General features: G+C 70.0%; 21 protein-coding genes. 8 read left to right on the top strand and 13 right to left on the bottom strand.

From position 1 onward, the window contains the following. Positions 1–127 precede the first annotated feature (127 nt). Positions 128–967: a L,D-transpeptidase family protein gene (locus IF67_RS0101055; RefSeq protein ID WP_030981272.1), complete on the top strand. Its 840-nt coding sequence runs from the start codon at positions 128–130 to the stop codon at positions 965–967. Positions 968–1248: 281 nt separating this feature from the next. On the opposite strand, the gene IF67_RS0101050 is transcribed toward IF67_RS0101055, so the two are convergent. The 3 genes from IF67_RS0101050 to IF67_RS0101040 form a co-directional block, all read right to left on the bottom strand. Then, positions 1249–2295 carry a hypothetical protein gene (locus IF67_RS0101050; protein ID WP_037838581.1) on the bottom strand — a complete coding sequence of 349 codons (1047 nt, stop codon included), beginning with the start codon at positions 2293–2295 and terminating at the stop codon, positions 1249–1251. After that, the gene (locus IF67_RS0101045; RefSeq protein WP_030981270.1) at positions 2295–3086 is read right to left on the bottom strand and encodes an RNA polymerase sigma factor; all 792 of its coding nucleotides are present in this window, start codon (positions 3084–3086) and stop codon (positions 2295–2297) included. Before IF67_RS0101045 ends, IF67_RS0101050 begins: the two co-directional genes overlap by 1 nt. A gap of 620 nt (positions 3087–3706) precedes the next feature. After that, entirely contained in the window at positions 3707–5419 is a 1713-nt protein-coding gene (locus IF67_RS0101040) for a beta-N-acetylhexosaminidase (RefSeq protein WP_030981269.1), read from the bottom strand. Positions 5420–5615: 196 nt separating this feature from the next. On the opposite strand from IF67_RS0101040, the gene IF67_RS0101035 reads away from it, so the two are divergent. The 5 genes from IF67_RS0101035 (at position 5616) to IF67_RS0101015 (ending at position 9981) form a co-directional block, all read left to right on the top strand. After that, the gene (locus IF67_RS0101035) at positions 5616–6347 is read left to right on the top strand and encodes a 2-oxo-4-hydroxy-4-carboxy-5-ureidoimidazoline decarboxylase (protein ID WP_420708579.1); all 732 of its coding nucleotides are present in this window, start codon (positions 5616–5618) and stop codon (positions 6345–6347) included. A 210-nt stretch (positions 6348–6557) separates the two neighbouring features. Beyond that, a complete protein-coding gene (sdhC, locus tag IF67_RS0101030; protein ID WP_030066793.1) occupies positions 6558–6938 on the top strand; it encodes a succinate dehydrogenase, cytochrome b556 subunit in 381 nt (126 codons plus the stop codon). Positions 6939–6944: 6 nt separating this feature from the next. Then, positions 6945–7433, top strand: coding sequence for a succinate dehydrogenase hydrophobic membrane anchor subunit (locus IF67_RS0101025; protein WP_030086987.1), 489 nt, complete (start codon positions 6945–6947; stop codon positions 7431–7433). Between the two features lie 20 nt (positions 7434–7453). Continuing rightward, positions 7454–9208, top strand: a complete 1755-nt coding sequence (gene sdhA, locus IF67_RS0101020) for a succinate dehydrogenase flavoprotein subunit (RefSeq protein ID WP_030981267.1) — start codon at positions 7454–7456, stop codon at positions 9206–9208. Continuing rightward, positions 9208–9981, top strand: coding sequence for a succinate dehydrogenase iron-sulfur subunit (locus tag IF67_RS0101015; RefSeq protein WP_030981266.1), 774 nt, complete (start codon positions 9208–9210; stop codon positions 9979–9981). The genes sdhA and IF67_RS0101015 overlap by 1 nt, the downstream gene beginning before the upstream one ends. 45 nt (positions 9982–10026) lie before the next feature. On the opposite strand, the gene IF67_RS0101010 is transcribed toward IF67_RS0101015, so the two are convergent. The 7 genes from IF67_RS0101010 to IF67_RS38680 form a co-directional block, all read right to left on the bottom strand. Continuing rightward, positions 10027–10842 (bottom strand): hypothetical protein, encoded by an 816-nt coding sequence (locus IF67_RS0101010; protein WP_234340945.1) that lies wholly within the window; start codon positions 10840–10842, stop codon positions 10027–10029. Between the two features lie 368 nt (positions 10843–11210). Then, positions 11211–11717: an FBP domain-containing protein gene (locus IF67_RS0101005; RefSeq protein WP_030086979.1), complete on the bottom strand. Its 507-nt coding sequence runs from the start codon at positions 11715–11717 to the stop codon at positions 11211–11213. Positions 11718–11797: 80 nt separating this feature from the next. After that, a complete protein-coding gene (locus IF67_RS0101000) occupies positions 11798–12991 on the bottom strand; it encodes a S8 family serine peptidase (protein ID WP_030981264.1) in 1194 nt (397 codons plus the stop codon). 116 nt (positions 12992–13107) lie between these two features. Further along, positions 13108–14526 (bottom strand): hypothetical protein, encoded by a 1419-nt coding sequence (locus IF67_RS45655; protein WP_030981263.1) that lies wholly within the window; start codon positions 14524–14526, stop codon positions 13108–13110. Positions 14527–14582: 56 nt separating this feature from the next. Continuing rightward, positions 14583–14894, bottom strand: coding sequence for a hypothetical protein (locus IF67_RS0100990; RefSeq protein ID WP_030981262.1), 312 nt, complete (start codon positions 14892–14894; stop codon positions 14583–14585). A gap of 215 nt (positions 14895–15109) precedes the next feature. Beyond that, on the bottom strand, positions 15110–16384 hold the full coding sequence (locus IF67_RS0100985; RefSeq protein WP_030981261.1) for a metallophosphoesterase: 1275 nt from the start codon (positions 16382–16384) through the stop codon (positions 15110–15112). Between the two features lie 22 nt (positions 16385–16406). Then, positions 16407–16640, bottom strand: coding sequence for an SCO4848 family membrane protein (locus IF67_RS38680; RefSeq protein ID WP_051817457.1), 234 nt, complete (start codon positions 16638–16640; stop codon positions 16407–16409). Positions 16641–16768: 128 nt separating this feature from the next. Between IF67_RS38680 and IF67_RS0100975 the strand changes: the two genes are divergently transcribed. Then, entirely contained in the window at positions 16769–17011 is a 243-nt protein-coding gene (locus tag IF67_RS0100975; RefSeq protein WP_030981259.1) for an SCO4848 family membrane protein, read from the top strand. A gap of 117 nt (positions 17012–17128) precedes the next feature. Here the strand turns inward: IF67_RS0100975 and IF67_RS45650 are convergent, their stop codons facing one another. Together IF67_RS45650 and IF67_RS0100970 are read right to left on the bottom strand one after the other, a co-directional pair. Further along, a complete protein-coding gene (locus IF67_RS45650; RefSeq protein ID WP_267959172.1) occupies positions 17129–17260 on the bottom strand; it encodes a hypothetical protein in 132 nt (43 codons plus the stop codon). 175 nt (positions 17261–17435) lie between these two features. Continuing rightward, a complete protein-coding gene (locus IF67_RS0100970; RefSeq protein ID WP_107050155.1) occupies positions 17436–17693 on the bottom strand; it encodes a hypothetical protein in 258 nt (85 codons plus the stop codon). Positions 17694–17963: 270 nt separating this feature from the next. Between IF67_RS0100970 and IF67_RS0100965 the strand changes: the two genes are divergently transcribed. After that, a complete protein-coding gene (locus tag IF67_RS0100965) occupies positions 17964–18233 on the top strand; it encodes a winged helix-turn-helix domain-containing protein (RefSeq protein WP_030981257.1) in 270 nt (89 codons plus the stop codon). 46 nt (positions 18234–18279) lie between these two features. On the opposite strand, the gene IF67_RS0100960 is transcribed toward IF67_RS0100965, so the two are convergent. Continuing rightward, positions 18280–19455, bottom strand: coding sequence for a protein-L-isoaspartate O-methyltransferase (locus tag IF67_RS0100960; RefSeq protein ID WP_030981256.1), 1176 nt, complete (start codon positions 19453–19455; stop codon positions 18280–18282). Between the last annotated feature and the right edge of the window lie 702 nt (positions 19456–20157).

The raw sequence follows: 20157 nt of genomic DNA, 5'->3' as shown, positions 1-20157 counted from the left end.
TTGCTCACAGCATGCCCGCAGGTTCGCCGCCCCGCAGCGCTGGGAAGAGTCACCGAGGGCCGGTCGGGCCGCCGAGATCCGGGGGTTGCGCATGCAGCGGAGCAGTGGAAGACGTACAGCGCCTGCGATGGCCGCGGTACTGGTGGTGGCCGCACTCGCGGTGGGCTGCCGCCCGGTGCAGGTCACCGGGACCGCCTCACCGGACAGCAGGGGCATCCGCTACGCCCCCACCACTCCCGCTCCCCCACCCCTCGGCCATCAGGCACCACCCGCCCCGGCCAAGCACACCACCCCGTCGCACCCCCACCGCACCGCCCACCACGCACCACCGGCCGCCAGGCCGCTCATGGCGGCCGGCTCACGCGGTGCGCAGGTCCGCGAACTCCAGGCGCGACTGGCCCAGCTGGGCCTTTTCGACCGCGCCCCGACGGGCCACTACGCCTCGATGACCGCCGCCTCGGTCCGCGCCTTCCAGAAACGACAGGGCCTGCCCCGTACGGGCGCCGTACAGCCCACGGCCTGGCGGGCACTGCGGTCCCAGACCCGCCGTCCGTCGCACCAGGAGCTCCACCCGCCCACGACGAGGCCGGTCGGCGTCCCCGACCCGCGCTGTATGCGGGGCAGGGTGATCTGCATCAGCAAGCGGAGCAACACCCTCACCTGGAGGGTCGACGGCGAGATCGTCTCGGCGATGGATGTCCGCTTCGGCTCGCAGTACACCCCCACCCGCGAGGGCACCTTCGCCCTCACCTTCAAGAGCCGCCACCACGTCTCGACGATCTACCACACGGCCATGCCGTACGCGATGTTCTTCAGCGGCGGCCAGGCCGTCCACTACTCCGCGGACTTCGCCGCCCGCGGCTACAGCGGCGCCTCCCACGGCTGCGTCAACGTCCGCGACAAGAGCAAGATCGCCGCCCTCTTCCACACCGTGAAGAGGGGAACCAAGGTGGTCGTCTACCACTAGCCACAGAGACGGCACATCAGCAGCACGTCCCCAAGAGCCCAACCGCATATCTCTGACCGAAGCGAAAATTGAGCAACCCCCACCCGGAGCAACCACATCCGCGAGAGCGGCGCCGGCTTAGGCGCAAAGAGGGGCGCAAGAAGGGGGCGCGGGCAGGGCCGGGGGAACGTGCCCCGCCCGCGCCAGTTGCGCTGAGCCGTAGGTACGGGGGGAACCCCGGCTCGTCGCGCAGCCGATGACCAGTCGGCTCACTCATTACTGCGTCACGGCTTCAAAAAACGTCACACCGGGCCGTCAGCGGTTCCACTCGGTGGGGCATCTCCGGGGTCCGGAGCGGTTGCCGAGGAGCCGGGGGCCGGGGTGGACGTGCCGGTGCCCGGACTCGCGCCGGGTGGCCGGGGCGGGTGGCTTTCGTCGTCCTCGTCACCGCCGGAGCCGCCGCCGCTCTGGCCGCTGCCGCCGCCGAAGCCGTCATCGCTGCCCGAGCCGCCGCCGTTCTGGTACCGCGCCAGGTAGGCGCGGCAGAAGACGTGCACCTTCTCCGGTCCGCCGGCCTTGCGTTCGAGGCGCCGCAGCGTGTCGCGGTCCATGGCGTCCCGCTTGCCGGACTCGTAGTTCTGGCACAGGGCGAGCAGAAAGTTCTTCGTGTCCCCGCGGCCGGGCCCGGTCTCTTTGCCGTCGCTGCCGCCGGGCTTGTCGCTGCCGCGTCCCGTTCCGCCGCTCGGGGTGCCGCGGCCGGGGTTCTTACTGGCGCCGGGGCTGCTGCCGGGTCCGGGGCTCTCGGGGGATTCGGAGCTCTTCGGGTCGGGGGTGGCGTCAGGGGTCTGCGCCGTGGTGCCGTCGGTCTGGGCGCCGGGCTCGCCGGTGCGGAACGGTCCGGGGGTTTCGACGGCGGAGACACTGGAGGCCGGTGCGGGGTCGCCGCCCCGGAACGGGGTGGGCAGGACGCCGGTACCGGCCGCGACGGCGACGCCGCCGATGGCGCAGGCGGCGAGGGCGACGGCGAAGCCGCGCCGGACGGGGCGGCCGAGCCGGGTGCGTTCGGCGAGGTCCGCGGTGTGTGCGGTGCGCCCGCCCGGGGCCGGTGCGCCGGCGGTGCGGTTGCGGGCGCCGGAGCCGTGGCGGACGGCCTGGCGGAATGCGGCGACGGCCGCCTCTTCGCCGGGCAGCTCGACGGTTTCGGGCGTCCTGGCGGCGACCGCGGCGGCGGCTTCCAGGAGCTGTTCGAGTTCGCGTGCGCCGTCGCCGTGCCGGGCACTGACCTGTTCACCGCGCAGCAGTTGCTCCGCGGTGTCCTTGTCGAGCCAGTCGTACCGGTCGTCGGCCATCACATGTCCCTCTGCGTCCGTGCGGCCGTTTCCGTCACACCTGGTACGTACGATTCCGCCGCGCCGTCGCGACGCCTTCTGCCCTGTACGGGCACCCCGCTCACCGTTCCGCCACCTCCGTGCGAGCCCTGTACGGGCGGCCCGGAGCGGGCTCCTCCACCCTGGCCGGCGCCGCCTTCGCCGCCGGCCCCACTGCTGTTCCGACTCCTGTCCTGACTGCCGCCCGGCTCCTCGCCGATCAGCTCGGCGAGCCGCCGCAGCCCGCGGTGTGCGGCGGTGCGCACCGCGCCGGGCCTCTTGCCGAGCACCTGCGCGGCGTTCTTGGCGTCGAGCCCGACCACCACCCGGAGCACCACGGCCTCGGCCTGGTCCTGCGGCAGCCGGGCTATCAGCCGCATGGTGCTGCCGGTGCCCAGGGCTTCGAGCGCCTCGCCCGCGGTGTCGGACGCGCCGGGGGTGTCGGCCAGTTCGCTCTCGTCGCCGCCGATCGCCGGGCGGCGGCCGCGCATCCTGATGTGGTCGAGGGCGCGGTTGCGGGCGATACGGGCGGCCCAGCCGCGGAAGCGGTCGGCGTCGCCGCTGAAGCGTGCGAGGTCGCGGGTGATCTGGAGCCAGGCCTCGGAGGCGACATCCTCCACGTCCGGTTCGCCCACCAAGGTCCGTACATATCCCAACAGCCTGGGATGTACGGCGCGGTAGACGGTACGGAACGCCGCCTCGTCACCGTCCTGTGCCGCCTGCACGGCCACCGTCAGCCGACGGTCGTCCGGCTGAATGTCGTCCCCTCGCACGGGTCCATCCTGTCGCACGCGGAATGTCCGCCGCCCGGTCCTTGCTGCATTGCTGCTTCACTCGGCCGCGCCTTCGGCCTCGCTTCTCCGTTCCCGGCGTCGTTGGGGCGGGCAGCGCCCCTCCGCACGGCCGGAGCCGGGCCGGCTACCGCGAGCCGCCGGCCGCGGACGGCCGGAAACCGCCGGTAACCCGGATGTTCCCGCAGACCGTATCCCGTGTGGGCAAACGATCCGAACCCGGGAGGGAGGCACCGCCCGATGCGGCGGAGCCGGAAGAAGGGGGGCGCCGAGCGACCGACGCTTCGGCGAGGTGCCCGCACGGATCCATCTGGAACTCCCGGGAAGGACGGCTTCTCCCGCCGCGGCAGGCGGCCTGAACAGTGCGCCGACCGGCGCGGATCCGCACGTTACGGGTCTGTCCGGGCCTCCGTCCAGAGCACGGGCCGTACGCCCGCCCGCACCCCGTGTGACGCTTTCGCGCCGTCTGGCGCTGTACCGGGTAGGGGGCCGTCACAGGCCCTTCGCGAACGACGGCCGGGGCCTCTCCTGTGGGGGGTGGCGGCCCCGGCCGTCCTCGTTCGCTCACCCGTTTCTTACCGGGTCCGGCTCCCGGGTCCCTCTCACACCCGGCCGGCCAGCGCCTTGAAGTCCGTCCAGGACAGGGCGGGCGTCCCCGGGTCCCATGTCTTCTGCGCCAGCGCCGCCAGCGGCAGCCGGATACCGGCGGCCACCTGCGCTGCCGTCTGCGCCTGGGCCAGGTCGCACCAGATCGCGAAGCGCGCCCCGGGAATGCGGTCCGGGCCCGTCATGCTCGCGGGCACCGCCACGGGCTGGGTACCGCGGATCACCCGCGGGGTCCAGCTCTGGTAGATCCGCTGGCCGGTCGGATAGACGAACTGGTTGGGCTCGCCGAGCACGTAGTAGAGGTACTCGTCGTTGAAGTTCATGACGTTGCGGCCCTCGCGCAGGAATTCCGCGGGGTCGCGCTTGCCGGCTTCCTTGCCGGTCCAGTAGTCGACCATCCGGTTCTTGTCCGCGGTCACGACCCCGCCGGCGAAGAATCCGTCGTTCCAGGCCTCGACCCGGTTCTTGCCCTTGGCCTCCACGGTCTTCTGCCGGTCGTTGAGCCAGCCGGTCGTCAGGTCCTCGATGGTGGCGCCGGACCCGTACTTCTGCCGCGCGGCCTTTGCGAGCTGCGGGTACTTGGTGGCGGGGGAGGACGACATCAGCGCCTGGTACTCGTCGCCGCCCAGATGCCAGTACGCCGGGGCGCCCTTGGGGTTGGTGAACAGCTCGCTCATTTCCTTCAGCAGCGAGTCGATCAGCGGGGCGGACTTGGGGTTGGAGATGTCGATCGCCCCGGGGATCACCCGGCCCTGGACGTTGCGCAGCTGCAGAGCGGGATAGTGGTCCAGCACGGCGCCCAGGTGGCCGGGCGAGTCCAGCTCCGGGACGACGGAGATGTGCAGGGTGCGCGCGAGCGCGATGATCTGGCGGATCTGGGCCTTGGTCAGATGGTCGGCGGAGACGATCTCGGGGTGGGTGTCGCTCTGGATGCGGAAGCCCTGGTCGTCGGAGAAGTGCAGCTGGAACTGGTTGAGCTTGAGGTCGGCGATCTCCCTCAGCCGCGCCTCGATCCAGTTCTGGGTGAACGGCTTGCGGGCGTTGTCCAGCGACAATCCGCGCTGCGGGCGGTCGGGCCGGTCCTGGATTGTGCCCTCGGGAAGTCCGCCGGCGGCGCGTACGGCCTGCTTGACGGTGCGGGTGCCGTAGAAGATTCCGGCGTCGGTGGGGGCCGTGAGAGTGAGCCTGGTGCCGTCGGCCGTGAGGGTGTAGGCCTCGTCGGCGGCGTTCCGGACGGGGACGTTGTTGTCGCTGTTCTTGCCCGTCAGCTTCACCTCGATGTCGCCGGGCCGTACGGTCTGGTCGCCGTAGACGATGCCGAGGCCGAGGTCGTTGGCCATCCGCTGGGCCTCGTCGGCGACATTGCTCTTCTCGCCGGCCGGTACGACCACACGGGCCCCCTTGGACGGGCGCCAGCCGCGTCCCTCGGCCCGGCGGAAGTCGCGGACAGCGGGGATGACCTGCGGTGTTCCGGTCACCGGCGCCCACGTCGGGGTGGCGTCGGCCGAGGGGTTCACCTTGGCGCTGGTGCTCCCGGGCGGCTCGGTGTCCGCGGCGCCGGAGCAGCCGGCGAGCAGCAGGGCCCCGGCGAGGGCCGCGGCCGGGAGGGCGGACCGGGCCGCCGGGCCCGTGCGCGTCCCCGGCCTCGTCAGGAGGCGCAGGGAGGCCGAGGGCCGCGGGGCGCGCGGCGGCCGCATCGGATTCGACATCGTGCAATCCTCACTTTTCGGGGCGAAGGTATTGCCAGGTGTGCGGAGCCGGTCGTCCACCGAACGCACGAAAGCTCTCTCATCCGGGTGAAATTCGCGCATCCTTCGGGCAGCGGACGACAAGCGTCGTTAGCGTGGCGGTTCCATTGGTCACCCCCTTCACAGGGCTCTCCTGGAGCCGCCGGGTACCACCGGGGTGGCGTGTGACACGCACCATCACACCCGCCGCCGCTTCGTACGCGGCCCGGTTCCGGTCCGCTCCCCCCAGCTTCCTTCAGCCGCCCGTCCCGCACCCGTCGAATCGACCCATTCGCATCCGTCCGAGGAGCCCACGCTGTCCGGTGACACCCCGGCCGCCCGGCCGACGACGCTGCACCCTCCGCAGCCCCCGTGGTGCGGCATATCCGCGCGAGCCCTCGGCGACGCCCTGCCCCACCCCCGTCGCGCGAGCATCGGGCTCGGCCGCTTCAACGCCCTCACCCGGGACGACACGCTGACCGTGCTGCTGAGCTGCTGCGGCAGCCGTCGCTGGGCCGAGCGGGTGGCCGCGCACCGTCCGTACCCGGATCCGGAATCGCTGCTCGCCGCCGCCGACGAGGCCTGTTACGACCTCACGCCGGGCGAGCTGGACGAGGCGCTCGCCGAGGAGTCCCTCTCGTCGCAGCCGCTGGTCGGTGCCCGTGGGCCCGGCACGCTCGCCGCCCACACCGCACTGCGGGCCGCCCATGCCGAGTACGAGCGGCGCTTTCGCCATGTCTTCGTCATCTGCCTGGACGGCTACCGCGACGAGGAGCTGCTCGACCAGGTGCTGTCCGGCATCCGCACCCGGCTGGGCAACGAACCGGACGAGGAGCGGGCGGTCGCCGCGGAGGAACTCCGCCGGCTGGCCCGCGGCCGGCTGACGCGGCTGATGAGCTCCGGGCCGTAGCGGATCGCCGGATCGCCGCTTATCACCGGTACTTCCGGTTCATCCGTGTGTGATAGCCCGTTGGTGCCTGTTTGATCACACCTAAGGACCCCGGCGCAAGGAACCGACAGCACGTCGCTACGATGGCCAGGGCCGGTGGACCGTACCCGGCCGGGCCCGACCGACAGAGAAGCCGGCTGGCCCCAATCCCCGCTCCCGGAGGGTTTTTCCGTGCCGGCTGGAACGCTGTACCGCGGCCGGGAAGGCATGTGGTCCTGGGTGGCTCATCGAGTCACCGGCGTCCTCATCTTCTTCTTCCTGTTCGTACACGTCCTCGACACCGCTCTCGTACGCGTCTCCCCCGAGGCGTACGACAACGTCGTTGCGACTTACAAGACCCCGATCGTCAACGTGATGGAGTACGGCCTGGTGGCCGCCATCCTCTTCCACGCGCTCAACGGCCTGCGGGTCATCGCCGTGGACTTCTGGTCGAAGGGCCCGAAGTACCAGAAGCAGATGCTGTGGACCGTCGTCGGTGTCTGGGTCGTGCTGATGGCCGGTGCCTTCTACCCCGTGCTGCAGCACACCCTGCGCACGCTGTTCGGGAGCTGACGCGAGATGTCTGCTGAAACCACCTCCGCAGGTGCCACCGCGGCGGGCGCGTCCGACGGCGTCTCGCTCTATGACGTGGACCACCCGGCCCCGGTCATCGAGGCGCCGCGCAAGCGCACGAAGAAGACCGGGCGCGCGTCCCGGGGCAACTTCGAGCTCCAGGCCTGGCTGTTCATGCGGCTGTCCGGCATCGTGCTGGTCGTCCTGGTCCTGGGCCACCTGCTGATCCAGCTCGTCCTGGACGGCGGCGTCTCCAAGATCGGCTTCGCGTTCGTGGCCGGCCGCTGGGCCTCGCCGTTCTGGCAGGTCTGGGATCTGCTGATGCTGTGGCTCGCCATGCTGCACGGCGCCAACGGCCTGCGTACGGTCATCAACGACTACGCACAGCGGGACAACACCCGCTTCTGGCTGAAGATGCTGCTGTACACCGCGACGGTGTTCACCGTCCTTCTGGGCACGCTGGTGATCTTCACCTTCGACCCGAACATCTCCTAAGGCCGGGGCTGACTGGAACCATGAAGATCCACAAGTACGACACCGTCATCGTCGGCGCCGGTGGCGCGGGCATGCGTGCGGCCATCGAGTCGACCAAGCGCAGCCGCACCGCGGTCCTGACGAAGCTCTACCCGACCCGCTCCCACACCGGCGCCGCCCAGGGCGGTATGGCTGCCGCCCTCGCGAACGTCGAGGAAGACAACTGGGAGTGGCACACCTTCGACACGATCAAGGGCGGCGACTACCTGGTCGACCAGGACGCCGCCGAGATCCTGGCGAAGGAGGCCATCGACTCGGTCCTGGACCTCGAGAAGATGGGCCTGCCGTTCAACCGCACGCCGGACGGCACCATCGACCAGCGCCGCTTCGGCGGTCACTCCCGTAACCACGGTGAGGCCCCGGTCCGCCGGTCCTGCTACGCCTCGGACCGCACCGGCCACATGATCCTCCAGACGCTGTACCAGAACTGCGTCAAGGAGGGCGTGGAGTTCTTCAACGAGTTCTACGTGCTCGACCTGCTGCTCCAGGACGTCGACGGCGTCAAGAAGTCCGCGGGTGTCGTCGCATACGAGCTGGCCACCGGCGAGATCCACGTCTTCCAGGCGAAGTCGATCATCTTCGCGTCCGGCGGCACCGGCAAGTTCTTCAAGGTGACCTCCAACGCGCACACCCTGACCGGTGACGGCCAGGCCGCGGCCTGGCGCCGCGGGCTGCCGCTGGAGGACATGGAGTTCTTCCAGTTCCACCCGACGGGCATCTGGCGCATGGGCATCCTCCTGACCGAGGGTGCGCGCGGCGAGGGCGGCATCCTTCGCAACAAGGACGGCGAGCGCTTCATGGAGAAGTACGCGCCCGTCATGAAGGACCTCGCGAGCCGTGACGTCGTCTCGCGCTCCATCTACACGGAGATCCGCGAGGGCCGCGGCTGCGGGCCGGAGGGCGACCACGTCTTCCTGGACCTGACGCACCTGCCGCCGGAGCAGCTGGACGCCAAGCTCCCGGACATCACCGAGTTCGCGCGTACCTACCTCGGTATCGAGCCCTACACGGACCCGATCCCGATCCAGCCGACCGCGCACTACGCCATGGGCGGCATCCCGACGAACGTCGAGGGTGAGGTCCTGGCGGACAACGCCACCGTCGTGCCGGGCCTGTACGCGGCCGGCGAGGTGGCCTGTGTCTCCGTGCACGGCGCCAACCGCCTGGGCACCAACTCGCTCCTGGACATCAATGTCTTCGGGCGCCGGGCCGGTATCGCCGCCGCCGAGTACTCCGCGGACGCCGACTTCGTCGAGCTCCCCGAGAACCCGGCGCAGCAGGTCATCGACCAGGTCGAGCGGCTGCGCAACTCCACCGGCAGCGAGCGGGTCACCGAGATCCGCCGGGAGCTCCAGGAGTGCATGGACGCCAATGTGATGGTGTTCCGCACCGAGCAGACGATCAAGACCGCGGTCGAGAAGATCGGCGAGCTGCGCGAGCGCTACCTGAACGTGTCCATCCAGGACAAGGGCAAGCGGTTCAACACCGACCTGCTGGAGGCCGTCGAGCTGGGCAACCTGCTCGACCTGGCCGAGGTCATGGCGGTGTCCGCGCTGGCCCGCAAGGAGTCCCGCGGCGGTCACTACCGCGAGGACTTCCCCAACCGCGACGACGTCAACTTCATGCGGCACACCATGGCGTACCGCGAGGTCGGCGCAGACGGCACCGAGTCGATCCGCCTCGACTACAAGCCGGTCGTACAGACCCGCTACCAGCCGATGGAGCGTAAGTACTGATGAGCACCCCGACTCTCGACAAGCACTCCGCGGCGCTGGACGCGGCCGAGGACGGCGCTTCGCACCTGATCACGGTCACCTTCCGGATCCGCCGGTTCAACCCGGAGATCTCGGAGGACGCCGGCTGGGAGGACTTCCAGCTGGAGATCGACCCCAAGGAGCGCGTCCTGGACGCCCTCCACAAGATCAAGTGGGAGCTGGACGGGTCGCTGACCTTCCGCCGTTCCTGCGCCCACGGCATCTGCGGCTCGGACGCCATGCGCATCAACGGCCGCAACCGCCTCGCCTGCAAGACGCTGATCAAGGACATCAACCCGGAGAAGCCGATCACGGTCGAGGCCATCAAGGGGCTGACCGTGCTGAAGGACCTTGTCGTCGACATGGAGCCCTTCTTCCAGGCGTACCGCGATGTGATGCCGTTCCTGATCACGACCGGCAACGAGCCGACCCGTGAGCGGCGCCAGTCCGCCGAGGACCGCGAGCGCTTCGACGACACCACCAAGTGCATCCTGTGCGCCGCCTGCACGTCCTCGTGCCCGGTGTTCTGGAACGACGGCCAGTACTTCGGCCCGGCGGCGATCGTCAACGCGCACCGCTTCATCTTCGACTCGCGCGACGAGGGCGGCGAGCAGCGGCTCGAGATCCTCAACGACAAGGACGGCGTCTGGCGCTGCCGGACGACCTTCAACTGCACGGACGCCTGCCCGCGCGGTATCGAGGTCACCAAGGCCATCCAGGAAGTCAAGCGGGCGCTGATCACCCGGCGCTTCTGAGCGACCGCAGGCGCGCGCCGGGCGTCTCCCCCTGGGGGAGACGCCCTAGCGCCTGGCGGCGGTCCGGGTTCCGGCCCGGCCGCCGAGCAGACCCGGCACGTCCCGAAGGGCCCCGCCTCCGAGTTCCCGGAGACGGGGCCCTTCGGCGTGGGCGTCCGCCGTCTGCCGTGCCGCGTACACGAGCACCGGCGGCAGCGCTTCGTCCACCAGCGCCAGCGGGTGGTCACAGCAGAAGTACGAGGGGACGAGGACCAGGCCCCGCCCCTGGAGGTGCAGCTCGCGCTCCACCGGATAGTCGACCTCCAGCACCGGCGGCCGCCAGCGCACCGGCGCCCCGAACGTCCGCAGCATCGCCTCCACCCCGGACTGCCCCTGCGCATGCTTGCGCAACTCCCGGTCCGCACCGACCCGTTGGGCGATCCGCGGCCAGGCCGGCGCCACCGCCAGATGGTGGTACGTCCGCAGGCTGCGCGCGAGCTGCCGCAGTGCGGCCGGCTCGCCCTCGCCGATGCCGCGCGCCCATCCCGGCAGCGCCCGGTGACCCGACAGCCGCGTCAGCTCGGTCCGCAGCCGCTGCCGCGGGGTGCTCATCACGGCCTCCAGACCGGACTCGACCCCGTACTGGGACGCGGACGGCGTGAGGAAGTCCGGGAAGTACCCGTAGGGCGGGACCAGCGCGAACAGCGTCCGCAGCGGCTCCGTCCCGTACCGCACGGCGTGCTGCCGCCAGGCCGCCAGCGCCGGATCGGTCCGGTTCTCCCGCAGGCTGTGCAGGCTCAGCACCGTCTCCCAGAGCGGGTCGGCCCCGTCGGCCACTCGCGTACGCGCCAGATCCTGCGCGGTGAAGTGCACACGTAGCACGTCGTCCCCCCTGCTTCTGCGCCGCTCCCCTCACGGCGTGGACACGAGGATCTGTCCGACGGGCAGGTGGTGGCAAGCGGAACCGGCGGGTAGCATCCCGCCCTTCTCGCCGCGGACTCCCCCGCCACCGCCGGCCCGACCGCTCCGCCCCTCCCGCCGGCGCCTCGCCCCCGCCCCGCCCTCCCGCATGACCTGCGCCTTCGCGCCGAGAGTGGCCTGAGGCGGCGTCAGCTGCGGGCCTTTGGGGTCCAGTTGGGCCCTCTCCCACCCGTCCGAAAGGCAGGAGGGGGAGCGGATGTCTCCGCTCCCCCTCCCGCTCCCCTCCGGTCTGCTGTCGCCCGACGGTCCGCCCGCCGCCCGATGGTCTGCTAGCGCTCGCCCTCCAGGACCTTGTCCAGGAAGACGTCCAGGTTCCGCACGGTGCGAGCGATCCGCTCCTCCAGCGGCAGCGTCTCCTCGTGCCGTCCGGCGAGCTGGGACTGCTTACGCCCCCGGACGTAGAGGGAGCAGGCGAGGTCGGCGCACAGATACGTCCCGACGGTGTTCCCCTGCCGTCCCGAGGGGCCGGCGCGGCGTGCGGCGAGCAGGCTGACACCGGAACCCGGGTGCCCGGTCACGCAGACCGAACACACCGTCGTTTTCGTGAAACTCCGCCGCACACCCTGCGGGACCCGCAGGGTGACGCCGATGAGCCCGTCGCCCCGGGGCGCGACCAGATAGCTCCGGTCCGGCGCCCCCGGATCACGCCATCCCAGGAAGTCCAGGTCACCCCACGGGAGTTCGGCCAGCCCCACGGGCAGATGGGCTCTGCTCGCCTCGCCCTTCGAGCAATTGACGAAGGAGGCACGTATCGCTTTTTCACCTACGGGGTCCATGGGCTGGGAAGTTAACAGCGCGCCGGGGCCACGTCTTCTGATTTTCTCCCTGCCGGAAGGAGCGGGACCGCTGTCCCGGCTCAGCCCCAGGCCTGGTTACCGGGGTTGTTGCGGCGGCGGACGGCGACCACGACGCCGATGATGATGCCGGCGACGAGGACGACACCGAGTCCGATGCCGCCGTAGAGCATGATCGCGTCCTTGCCGCCCATGGGCGGGTTGGGGTCGGATCCCTTGTCGGCTCCGGGGAGCACGGTCTTCTGCGGCGCCTTGCCCTCGGGCATCGGCAGGGGGCCCTGCGCCGGGCCCGCCGCGATGTCGCGTCGGAGGGCGGGGCCGGGCTGGATGTAGCCGTAGCCGTAGTGGGTGTCCGGGAGCTTGAGGTGCTTGTCCTTCTCGGGCTTGGCCAGGCCGGCGGTCTTCACCAGGCGGTTGGCGATCTGGCCGGGGGTGAGGTCCGGGAACTTCTGCTTGAGGAGGGCGGCCGCCGCGGAGACATAGGCGGTGGCGGCCGAACTGCCGTCCGCGGTGCGGTAGTCCGAGTCGCTCTTGCCCATCGCGACGGGGATCTTCACGCCGGGGGCGAGCAGGTCGAGGGTGGAGTTGGAGTTGTTGCCGTCGTCGGCCTCGCCGTACTGGTCGACCGATCCGACACCGATCGCGCCGGGGCAGGCGGCCGGGAAGTTCTTCTTGGGGAGGCCGTCGTTCCCGACACCCGCCACCACGACCACGCCCTTTTCCACCGCGTAGTGGATGGCGGGGCAGGTGTCGGCGGAGGGGGTGGATTCGGTGTACGACATGTTGATGACGTCGGCACCGTGGTCCACCGCGTAACGCGTCGCCGCCGCGCCGTTCTTGTACTGCGGCACCGGCATGATCTTGGCGTCCGGTGCCAGTCCCTTGACGCCCTCGGAGCCGCCGGGTCCGTGCCCGTGGCCGGCAATGATCGCGGCCATTGCGGTGCCGTGGTCACGGATGTCCTCATGCGGGCCGAGATCGCCGGAACCGTCACCCGCCGACGTATTCGCGAAATTCGCGCCACCGGCGAACTGTCCGGTCAGATCTTGGTGCGTCTTGCGGAATCCGCTGTCGAGTACGGCGACCGTGACGCCCTTACCGGTGGATTCCTTCCAGAGCTGCTGGGCCCCGAATGCCTCCAACGGCCACAGATCCTTGCGCACTTGATCTGCGGAGGCGGTCCCGCCCGCGGCCAGCAGCAGCGCTCCGGTCAGCGCGGCACCCACCGTCACGCGCAGTGTTCGGGTGACCCTCATCCTTCGCTCCTTCTTGCTGTGCTGTCCGGGCGGCATTGTTCCGCCTGAGGAAAAGCCCCGCACACCCGGGGTGCGGGGCCATGCCTCAATGGGCCGCAGGCGACGTTATCGCCGGCTCACTCGATGACGCGAGGGGCCACATTACGTTGCGGGGTCCAGGTCTCCTCGTCCTCGACGAGGTAGTCGGGACGCTGCCCGGTCGTGCGCTCCTTCTCCCCCTGGCCCTTGCCCTTGGCGCCGGCCGCGCCCGCCATGCCTGCCTGGTTGCCGCCGCGGCTGCGGTGCAGCCCGGCGCCGCCCTGCTTGGCGCCACCCGCCGGGCCGCCCGGCCTGCCGGCCATCCCGCCGCGGGTACGTGCCTGCGGACCGCTGCGGCCGGCCGCGCCCGCGGCGCCCGCCTTGCCGCCGGCCCCGGCACCGGGCATAGCGCCACCGCGCATCCCGCCGGCACCGCCCCGGGCCCCGCCGGAACCCATACCGCCCGGCATACCGATGACACCGACCGGGATCGCTCCGCCGGGGAAGCCGCCCGTGCCGCCGGACACCCCGTGACTGCCGCCCGCCATCCCGCCGTTGATGGCGCCGCCACCCGTCGGCGGGGCGAGGGTGCCGCCCTGCACGCTGTCGAGTCCGGTGGTCACCGGCAGTTCGGGCCGGGAGACCTTGGGCCCGTCGAAGCCCGGCGGGACGGCGTGGCCGCCCGCGCCGTTGGGCGAATTCGGCGTCGTCGACGACAGGTTCGGGTGGGAGCCGCCGACGTCGGGCATGTTCACCGGGGGCGGCGACTGGCTGGTGGACGGATGCTTGGGCCAGTCGCCGGTGGGCCCACCGGGGTCGACACCCTCCTTGAGGACCCTGGCCTGGCCGTCGTAGTGGTGCGCCAGTTCGTCCATCACAATGACCGCCTCGACCTGGCGCTCCTTGGTCAGGGACAGACTGTCGCGGTTGAGCTCCAACGCCATACGGGCGTCCATCTTCGGGTTCGCCATGTCCCGCTTGAACTGGCTGTCGTCGCCGCTCTCGTCCGTCGCCCGGTCCACGACGCCCGGGTTCTTGATCTTCGACATGGTCTTCTTGGCCTCGCGGAGGCTGTGGGCGACGCCTGCCTCCGGGCCCGATGCGCGGCTGCCGATCAGGACCCGTTCGACGACCCGGGCGTGCCCGTACGTCCTGTCGATCTTGTCCAGAACCTTGACGGCCTCCTTGCGGAACGCCGCGGCCGCCGAACCCTCCCAGTGCGCCGTCGCGTGGTCCACGGCGTCCATGAAGGATTTACGTATGCCGCCGCGGCCGTCCTCGCCCGCGAGCCGGTCGGCGGAGGCACGCCAGTGGTGACCGGATGTCTCTATCCCCTCGGGATGGGCATTCTCGATCATCGCCCGGAGGGCATCGAGACCGTGGTGATGGAAGTCCGAAGGAGAGGCGGGGACGGGGCGGTGCCCCGTGAACGACTTGAGCCGCTCATCCCGCTCCGCCGCCTGCTGCTGCCGCTCCATCGTCTTGGCGTTGTCGTATTCCTGCTTGGCGTCAACCATGCAGGCCCCCCTTCGTGTCCCTCGCCCGCACTCGCATGTACGTCACCGAGGCTCGCTCAGCCATTCATCGAGTTCTTGGTGTCGTGCTCCTGGTCCTCGTACGCGCCCCGGCTGGCTTCCGTCTTCTCACCGAACTTGTGGATGAGGTCGTGGAGCGCGTTGATGACATCCGACATATACGTCTGCATGTCGTCATGGGCGCCGGCCAGATCGGTCGCCTCGAGGAAATTGCTCCCGAAAGCCGACTTCGGAATCGTCGTGCTGTATTTCACCTTCTGGCTGGGTTCATCCATATCCGCCCGAAGATGCCTGAGCTGGCGTACGACGCTGTCCAGTTCGTCGAGATCGACCTTGAACCGCTCGCTCATGTCCCGCTCTCCCCGTTTCCATGCACCCCGTTCGTCCCCCTCGCGCCGCCGCGTGAAGCCGGGACGGTAAGGACTCCGTAAAGTCAATAAATTCTAGGGAGTTGAGGCCTGCCGGTGCAAGATCGAAAGTCATGATCTGTCCGATTTGACGCAGGATGGTTCCGCACTTTGTAGGGGGGTTGTTATCTACGCGGCCCAATCCCTCCGAATTCCGATCACGCGCGCAGTGAAGCGAGTTCGACCACCGTCACGTCCGGCGGCGCCCCCAGCCGTACCGGCGACCCCCAGGCGCCCGCGCCGCGGGTGACGTAGAGCTGAGTGTCGCCGTAGCGCTCCAGGCCCGCGACGGTGGGGTTCGTGGCGGCGGCGACGTAGGTGAAGGGCCACATCTGGCCACCGTGGGTGTGGCCGGAGAGCTGGAGGTCCACGCCGAACCGCACGGTGTCGTGGATGGTGACCGGCTGATGGGCCATCAGGACGACGGCACGGGACGGGTCCCGGCCGCCCAGCGCCAGGTCGTAGTCCGGGCCCGCGTGTTCGGTCTGGCCCGTGACGTCGTTGACGCCGGCGAGGTCGAAGCCGGGGAGTTCGGTGCGGGCGTTCTCCAGCGGGTGGATGCCCAACTCTCTGATGTGGTCGACCCAGGGGGCGGCGCCCGAGTAGTACTCGTGATTTCCGGTGACGAAGTACGCGCCGTGCCGGGAGCGCAGCCCCCGCAGCGGTTCGGCGGCCGGGGCGAGGTCGGCGACGCTGCCGTCGACCAGGTCGCCGACGATGGCCACCAGGTCGGGATCGGTGCGGTTGATGGTCTCGACGACCCGTCGGGCGTGCGCGCGGCCGAGGACCGGGCCCAGGTGGATATCGCTGACGACGGCGATCCGGAAGCCGTGGGCGGCGCGCGGCAGTTTGGCCAGGGGGACGGTGACGCGCTTCACCGCCGGTCCGCGGAGGGTGGTCGCAGCGCCGTAGCCGACGGCGGCCGTGGCGGCGAGGGAAGCGCCGGCGGCGACCGCGCGGGCGAGGAAGAGGCGGCGGGGCGGGACGGCGAGCGGCGGCAGGGCGGGGGTGCGGGGCGGGAGCAGGGTGGGGGCCGAGGAGGGGGACGGGGCGCGGGGCGGGTCGGGGGACGGTGCGGGGGCCGGGGCGGCGGCCGAGAGGGCCCTTTCGTCCGGCTCGCGGTCGCGGAGCGCCCGTAGTCCCACCGCGCGGACCACCTCCCCCACCAGCAGCGCCAGTGTGAGATAGAGCACCAGGGCCAGCCAGAGATAGCCGGGCCAGGCCAGTGCCTGCTGGAGGGGGAAGGGCGCGCCGGCGCGTTCGGCCGGCAGGGCGGCGAGGGTGGCCAGGGGGAGGACGAAGGCGGCGGCGGTGCCCGTACGGCGGAGCCGGCTGCCCGGTGTGGTGGTGTCGCGGACGAGCCGGCACCACAGATAGCGGTGCACGCCCACGAACAGTCCGAGGACCGGGACCACGATCAGGGCGAAGATCACGGCGTCTCCCCGCGGCCGTGGTTCAGGAAGCGGACGAGGAGGGGGTGGTGGGCCGGTCGGCCGTGCTCTGTGCGGCCTCGCGGCGCAGGGCCCGTACGCCGCGGAACCCGATCACGCCAATCGCCGTCCCCAAGAGAAAGGAAGCCACCGCGAGCAGCAGATGGACCCAGAAGTAGGCGGTCGGGTCACCCGCAGCGTCGAAGGCGAGACCGCTCCCGTCCTTCCAGAGGTTTTTGACGAAAGTGATCCAGAGCAACCGGACACCCCAACATCCTAGCGTCTTGGCCTACCACCACACCGGAGCACCCCGCCCCGGCCGGGGGCCAGCACGGCCCCAGCTACATACTGATGGGGAACGACCGCCCCACCGCGAAGGACAACCACATGAAGCTCACGCGCCGTCTCTCCTGGTTCCTCGCAGCCTTCGGCGCGTGGTCGTGGGTGATCTGGATTACGTTCACTAAGAACCTCTTCCAGGACGCAAGCGGGCTCGCTTTCGATCACGGCAAGCCCACCGGGTACCTGTGGGTGCACCTCGCCCTTGCCGTCGTGTCGTTCATCCTGGGAACGATCATTGGTGTGGTCGGCCTTCGGGGCGTTCGCGCGTCCCGCCGCGAGGACGGGTAGAAAAAGAAACCCACCCGCCGCCACGGTTGGCAAGGGCAGAGGGCGAGCGACATGGGCATGAGAAAGCCCCGCCCGGCCGTGGGGCCGAACGGGGCTCGAAGAGGCTCAGAAGGATGCTCAGGGGTTGAAGGTGACCCGTACGTCAGCCCAGCCGTCCGGGCTCTGGTGGTGCCATGCTCCGGCTTCGTCGGCTACGACCATGGCTTCGTCGTATAGGTGCGCTTGAAGCGTGTTCCATGGTTCGTTCATGGCATCTCCCCCGGCGTCCGGAAGAGCGTCCAAGGACGCTTCTGCGGCTTTGAGGATCGCTGCCCGGACGCGAGAGAAGACCGGACCGCCAGCGCTGCCGCTGGTCACCCCTGCTGCCGTTACGAACGCCCATTTGGCATCCCATGGCTTTGACATAGCTTCGCGGCTCCTCGTCTCAGGCGACCGCTACACGGATTGCACGGGCGTCGGGGCGGACGTGTACGCCGTGAATCACAGTCGGGCCTACGTCGATTCCGCGCAGTGCCATATCAAGGACCCAACGCCGTACCGCTTGCTCCACGCGCGCCGGGTCGATCCAACGCCCGACGGAATCGATCACGTACGGGCGCACAAGGTCAATGTCTTCACCGCGAAGCGTGCGGTAGCGCTCCTGGACGTGCGGCGGCAGCACTTCGGGTGCCTCTTCCGGCATGGGGGGTACGGCGGGCTGGGTGTCGGCTACCAGCTCGGGGGTGGGGGCGCGGTGCTTCCCCTTCGTGGGGAAGAGCCACGAGAGCAGTGTTACGAGGATGCGCGCGGTAAGGTTCCGCATTGTTCGTCAGCTCCTAGCGCTGATGGGCCATGCCCCCGGACCCGGCCAGGTCGCGGGGGTTTTTGGTGGCCACGATCGTACATAGCTCTGTAGAGCTATGTATAGCTCTACAGAGCTTTTGGGAGTTCGTAGGTGCTCTAGCTTGGGCGCATGCAGGTACCCGAGTTCGCCCCCCAGCCGTCCCAGGTGCTCTATGTCGCCGTGGCTGATCACGTGGCAGCGCGGATCGCTGCGGGTGACCTCAAGCCTGGTGTGCGCCTGCCGGCCGAACGAGACCTAGCCCTTGAATACGGCACTTCCTACGTCACGATGCGCCGGGCAACCAGTGTGTTGCGGGAACGCGGCCTGATCGTCACGGTGCACGGTCGGGGCACCTTCGTTGCTGAGCACCCGCAGGAAGAGCCCACCGAAGGGGCATGAGGGAGCCCCGCCCCTCTGCCGCAGGCGACAGACGGACGGGGCGTTGTCACACGGTCCAGGAGTCGGCCGGGTCGTCCAGCCACACCCGTTCACCGTCGGCGGTGACGGTCAGACCGAACCGTGATTGGTCCGGTCGGCCATGGCCATCCCACCAGCGGAACGCGGCCTCCACGTTGTCCCACAGCCGACGGGGGCCGAACTGCCAGACGCGCGCGGTGTCCCCGTCCCGGAACATGCAACACGCCCAGGACCGGTCACTGAGGCTGTAGAACCAGACCGGCCGGGCGCCGTCGCTCTTCTCCGCCACGAAGTGCCAGCACTGCGGGACGCGAAGGCCCAGGGCGAACCGCTCCGGGCCGAATTGCCCCCCTACGAACTCCCCTTCCGTGATGGTCGTGGACGACTCGTCACCGTCGGCCACGCTGCCCGTGACGTAATCCTTATGGATCACCGGCGAAAGCCGCTGCGCCCTCAGCTTCATGAACTCCACGGGCCCGGTGAACTTCCCGGATGCGCTGTCTCCATCCGGTGCTACGACCAAGCGCGCTACCGCGTCGCCGTTGCTGTAGTTCGTCCCCCACGGGGCCACGATGACGCCGCCGGGCCGGCACTGCTCCACCCACGCGAATGGGATGGAGCGGAGCCCGCATGTGGCAATGACGCGGTCGTACGGCGCCCCCTCTGGGTAGCCCTGGAAGCCGTCGCCGTGGACGACGTGGACGGAGCTTCCCAGTCGCTCCACCGTCGCCATGGCGGCTGTGGCCACTGTCCGGTCCACCTCGACCGTGGTCACGCACCCCGGCCCCGCACGGTGAGCCATGAGCAACGCATTCCAGGCTGTGGCGGAGCCGACTTCTAGGGCCTTGTGGCCGGGCTGGAGGTCCAGGTCCTGGAGCATCCGGAACACCACGGAGGGCATGGACGCGGAACTCGTCGGGACGTGGCCGGGTTCGGGGCCGGGGTTCTTCCCGTCGTCCCACTGGGTGACGATCGGTACGTCAGAGTCCGCGAACTCCTGCCACTTGGCTGGGTCGTCCGCCTTGGACACGGCCACGCTCCGGCCGGCCTCCATGTCAAAGGGCCACATGAGGTCTGGCAGCACGGTGGAGCGGGGAACGGCCGCGTACGTGGGGGCCCAGTCGGAGGAGAGGGCCCCTGAAGACATGAGGACGCGCCCCAGCCCGTCAAGGCTGGGGCGCTCCTGGTGTGCGTTGGCCGTCACTCAGGCGGCCTTAGGCGGGTTCGGCTGACCCGGGCCACCGTCGGGAGACGGTGCCGGGTGCGGGCCGGGGTACGGCTCCCCGGGGAGCTTGTCGCCACCGTCATTCCAAAGAACTGCGTTCACGATTCCTCCTCTTGAGCTTCCAAGGCTGGGGCGTGCATGTGTGCGTCGGTGGTCACCGGGTCAGGCAACCTTGGGCGGGTTGGGGATACCGGGACCACCATCCGGGATCGGGGGGGCCTGCGGGCCGGGGTCACCCGGGGTTGTGTCGCCACCGTTGTTCTGGAGTGCTGCGTTCATGCTTCCTCCCCTTGAGGCTGTCGGCGCAGAGTCTTGCCTGTGCCGTCGGACTACCCGCTCCCGTCACGAGGCTCACGGTCTGGCCTCTGAGCGGGGTTGTACCCGCTCCTGCCACGTCTCTGGAATGTTGGGAGAACATTTCGGAATGGAAGGGCAGGAGCGGAGTCTTGGGGCTACTCGCTTTCGTCTTCCTTGACGACGTATTACGTGCCGCACTTGTAGACGCCTTCCGGCGCTCCGGACGCCCGGATGACAGTGGTGTCGTGTGTCGTGCATTGCGGCTGTCCGCCGGCGTCTTCACCGTTGGCGTTGCACGGTTCGTTCGTAGCCATTGCGCCTGTCCTATTCGGTGGGAGTTGGTAACCCGCCCCGGTAGACCGGAACTTCAGGAATAGCGGGGCG

This window comes from Streptomyces sp. NRRL S-1813 (assembly GCF_000719605.1).
GTDB lineage: Bacteria > Actinomycetota > Actinomycetes > Streptomycetales > Streptomycetaceae > Streptomyces > Streptomyces decoyicus.
Note: the sequence above shows the minus strand (reverse complement) of the source record. Positions and strands in the feature narration are given on the sequence as shown.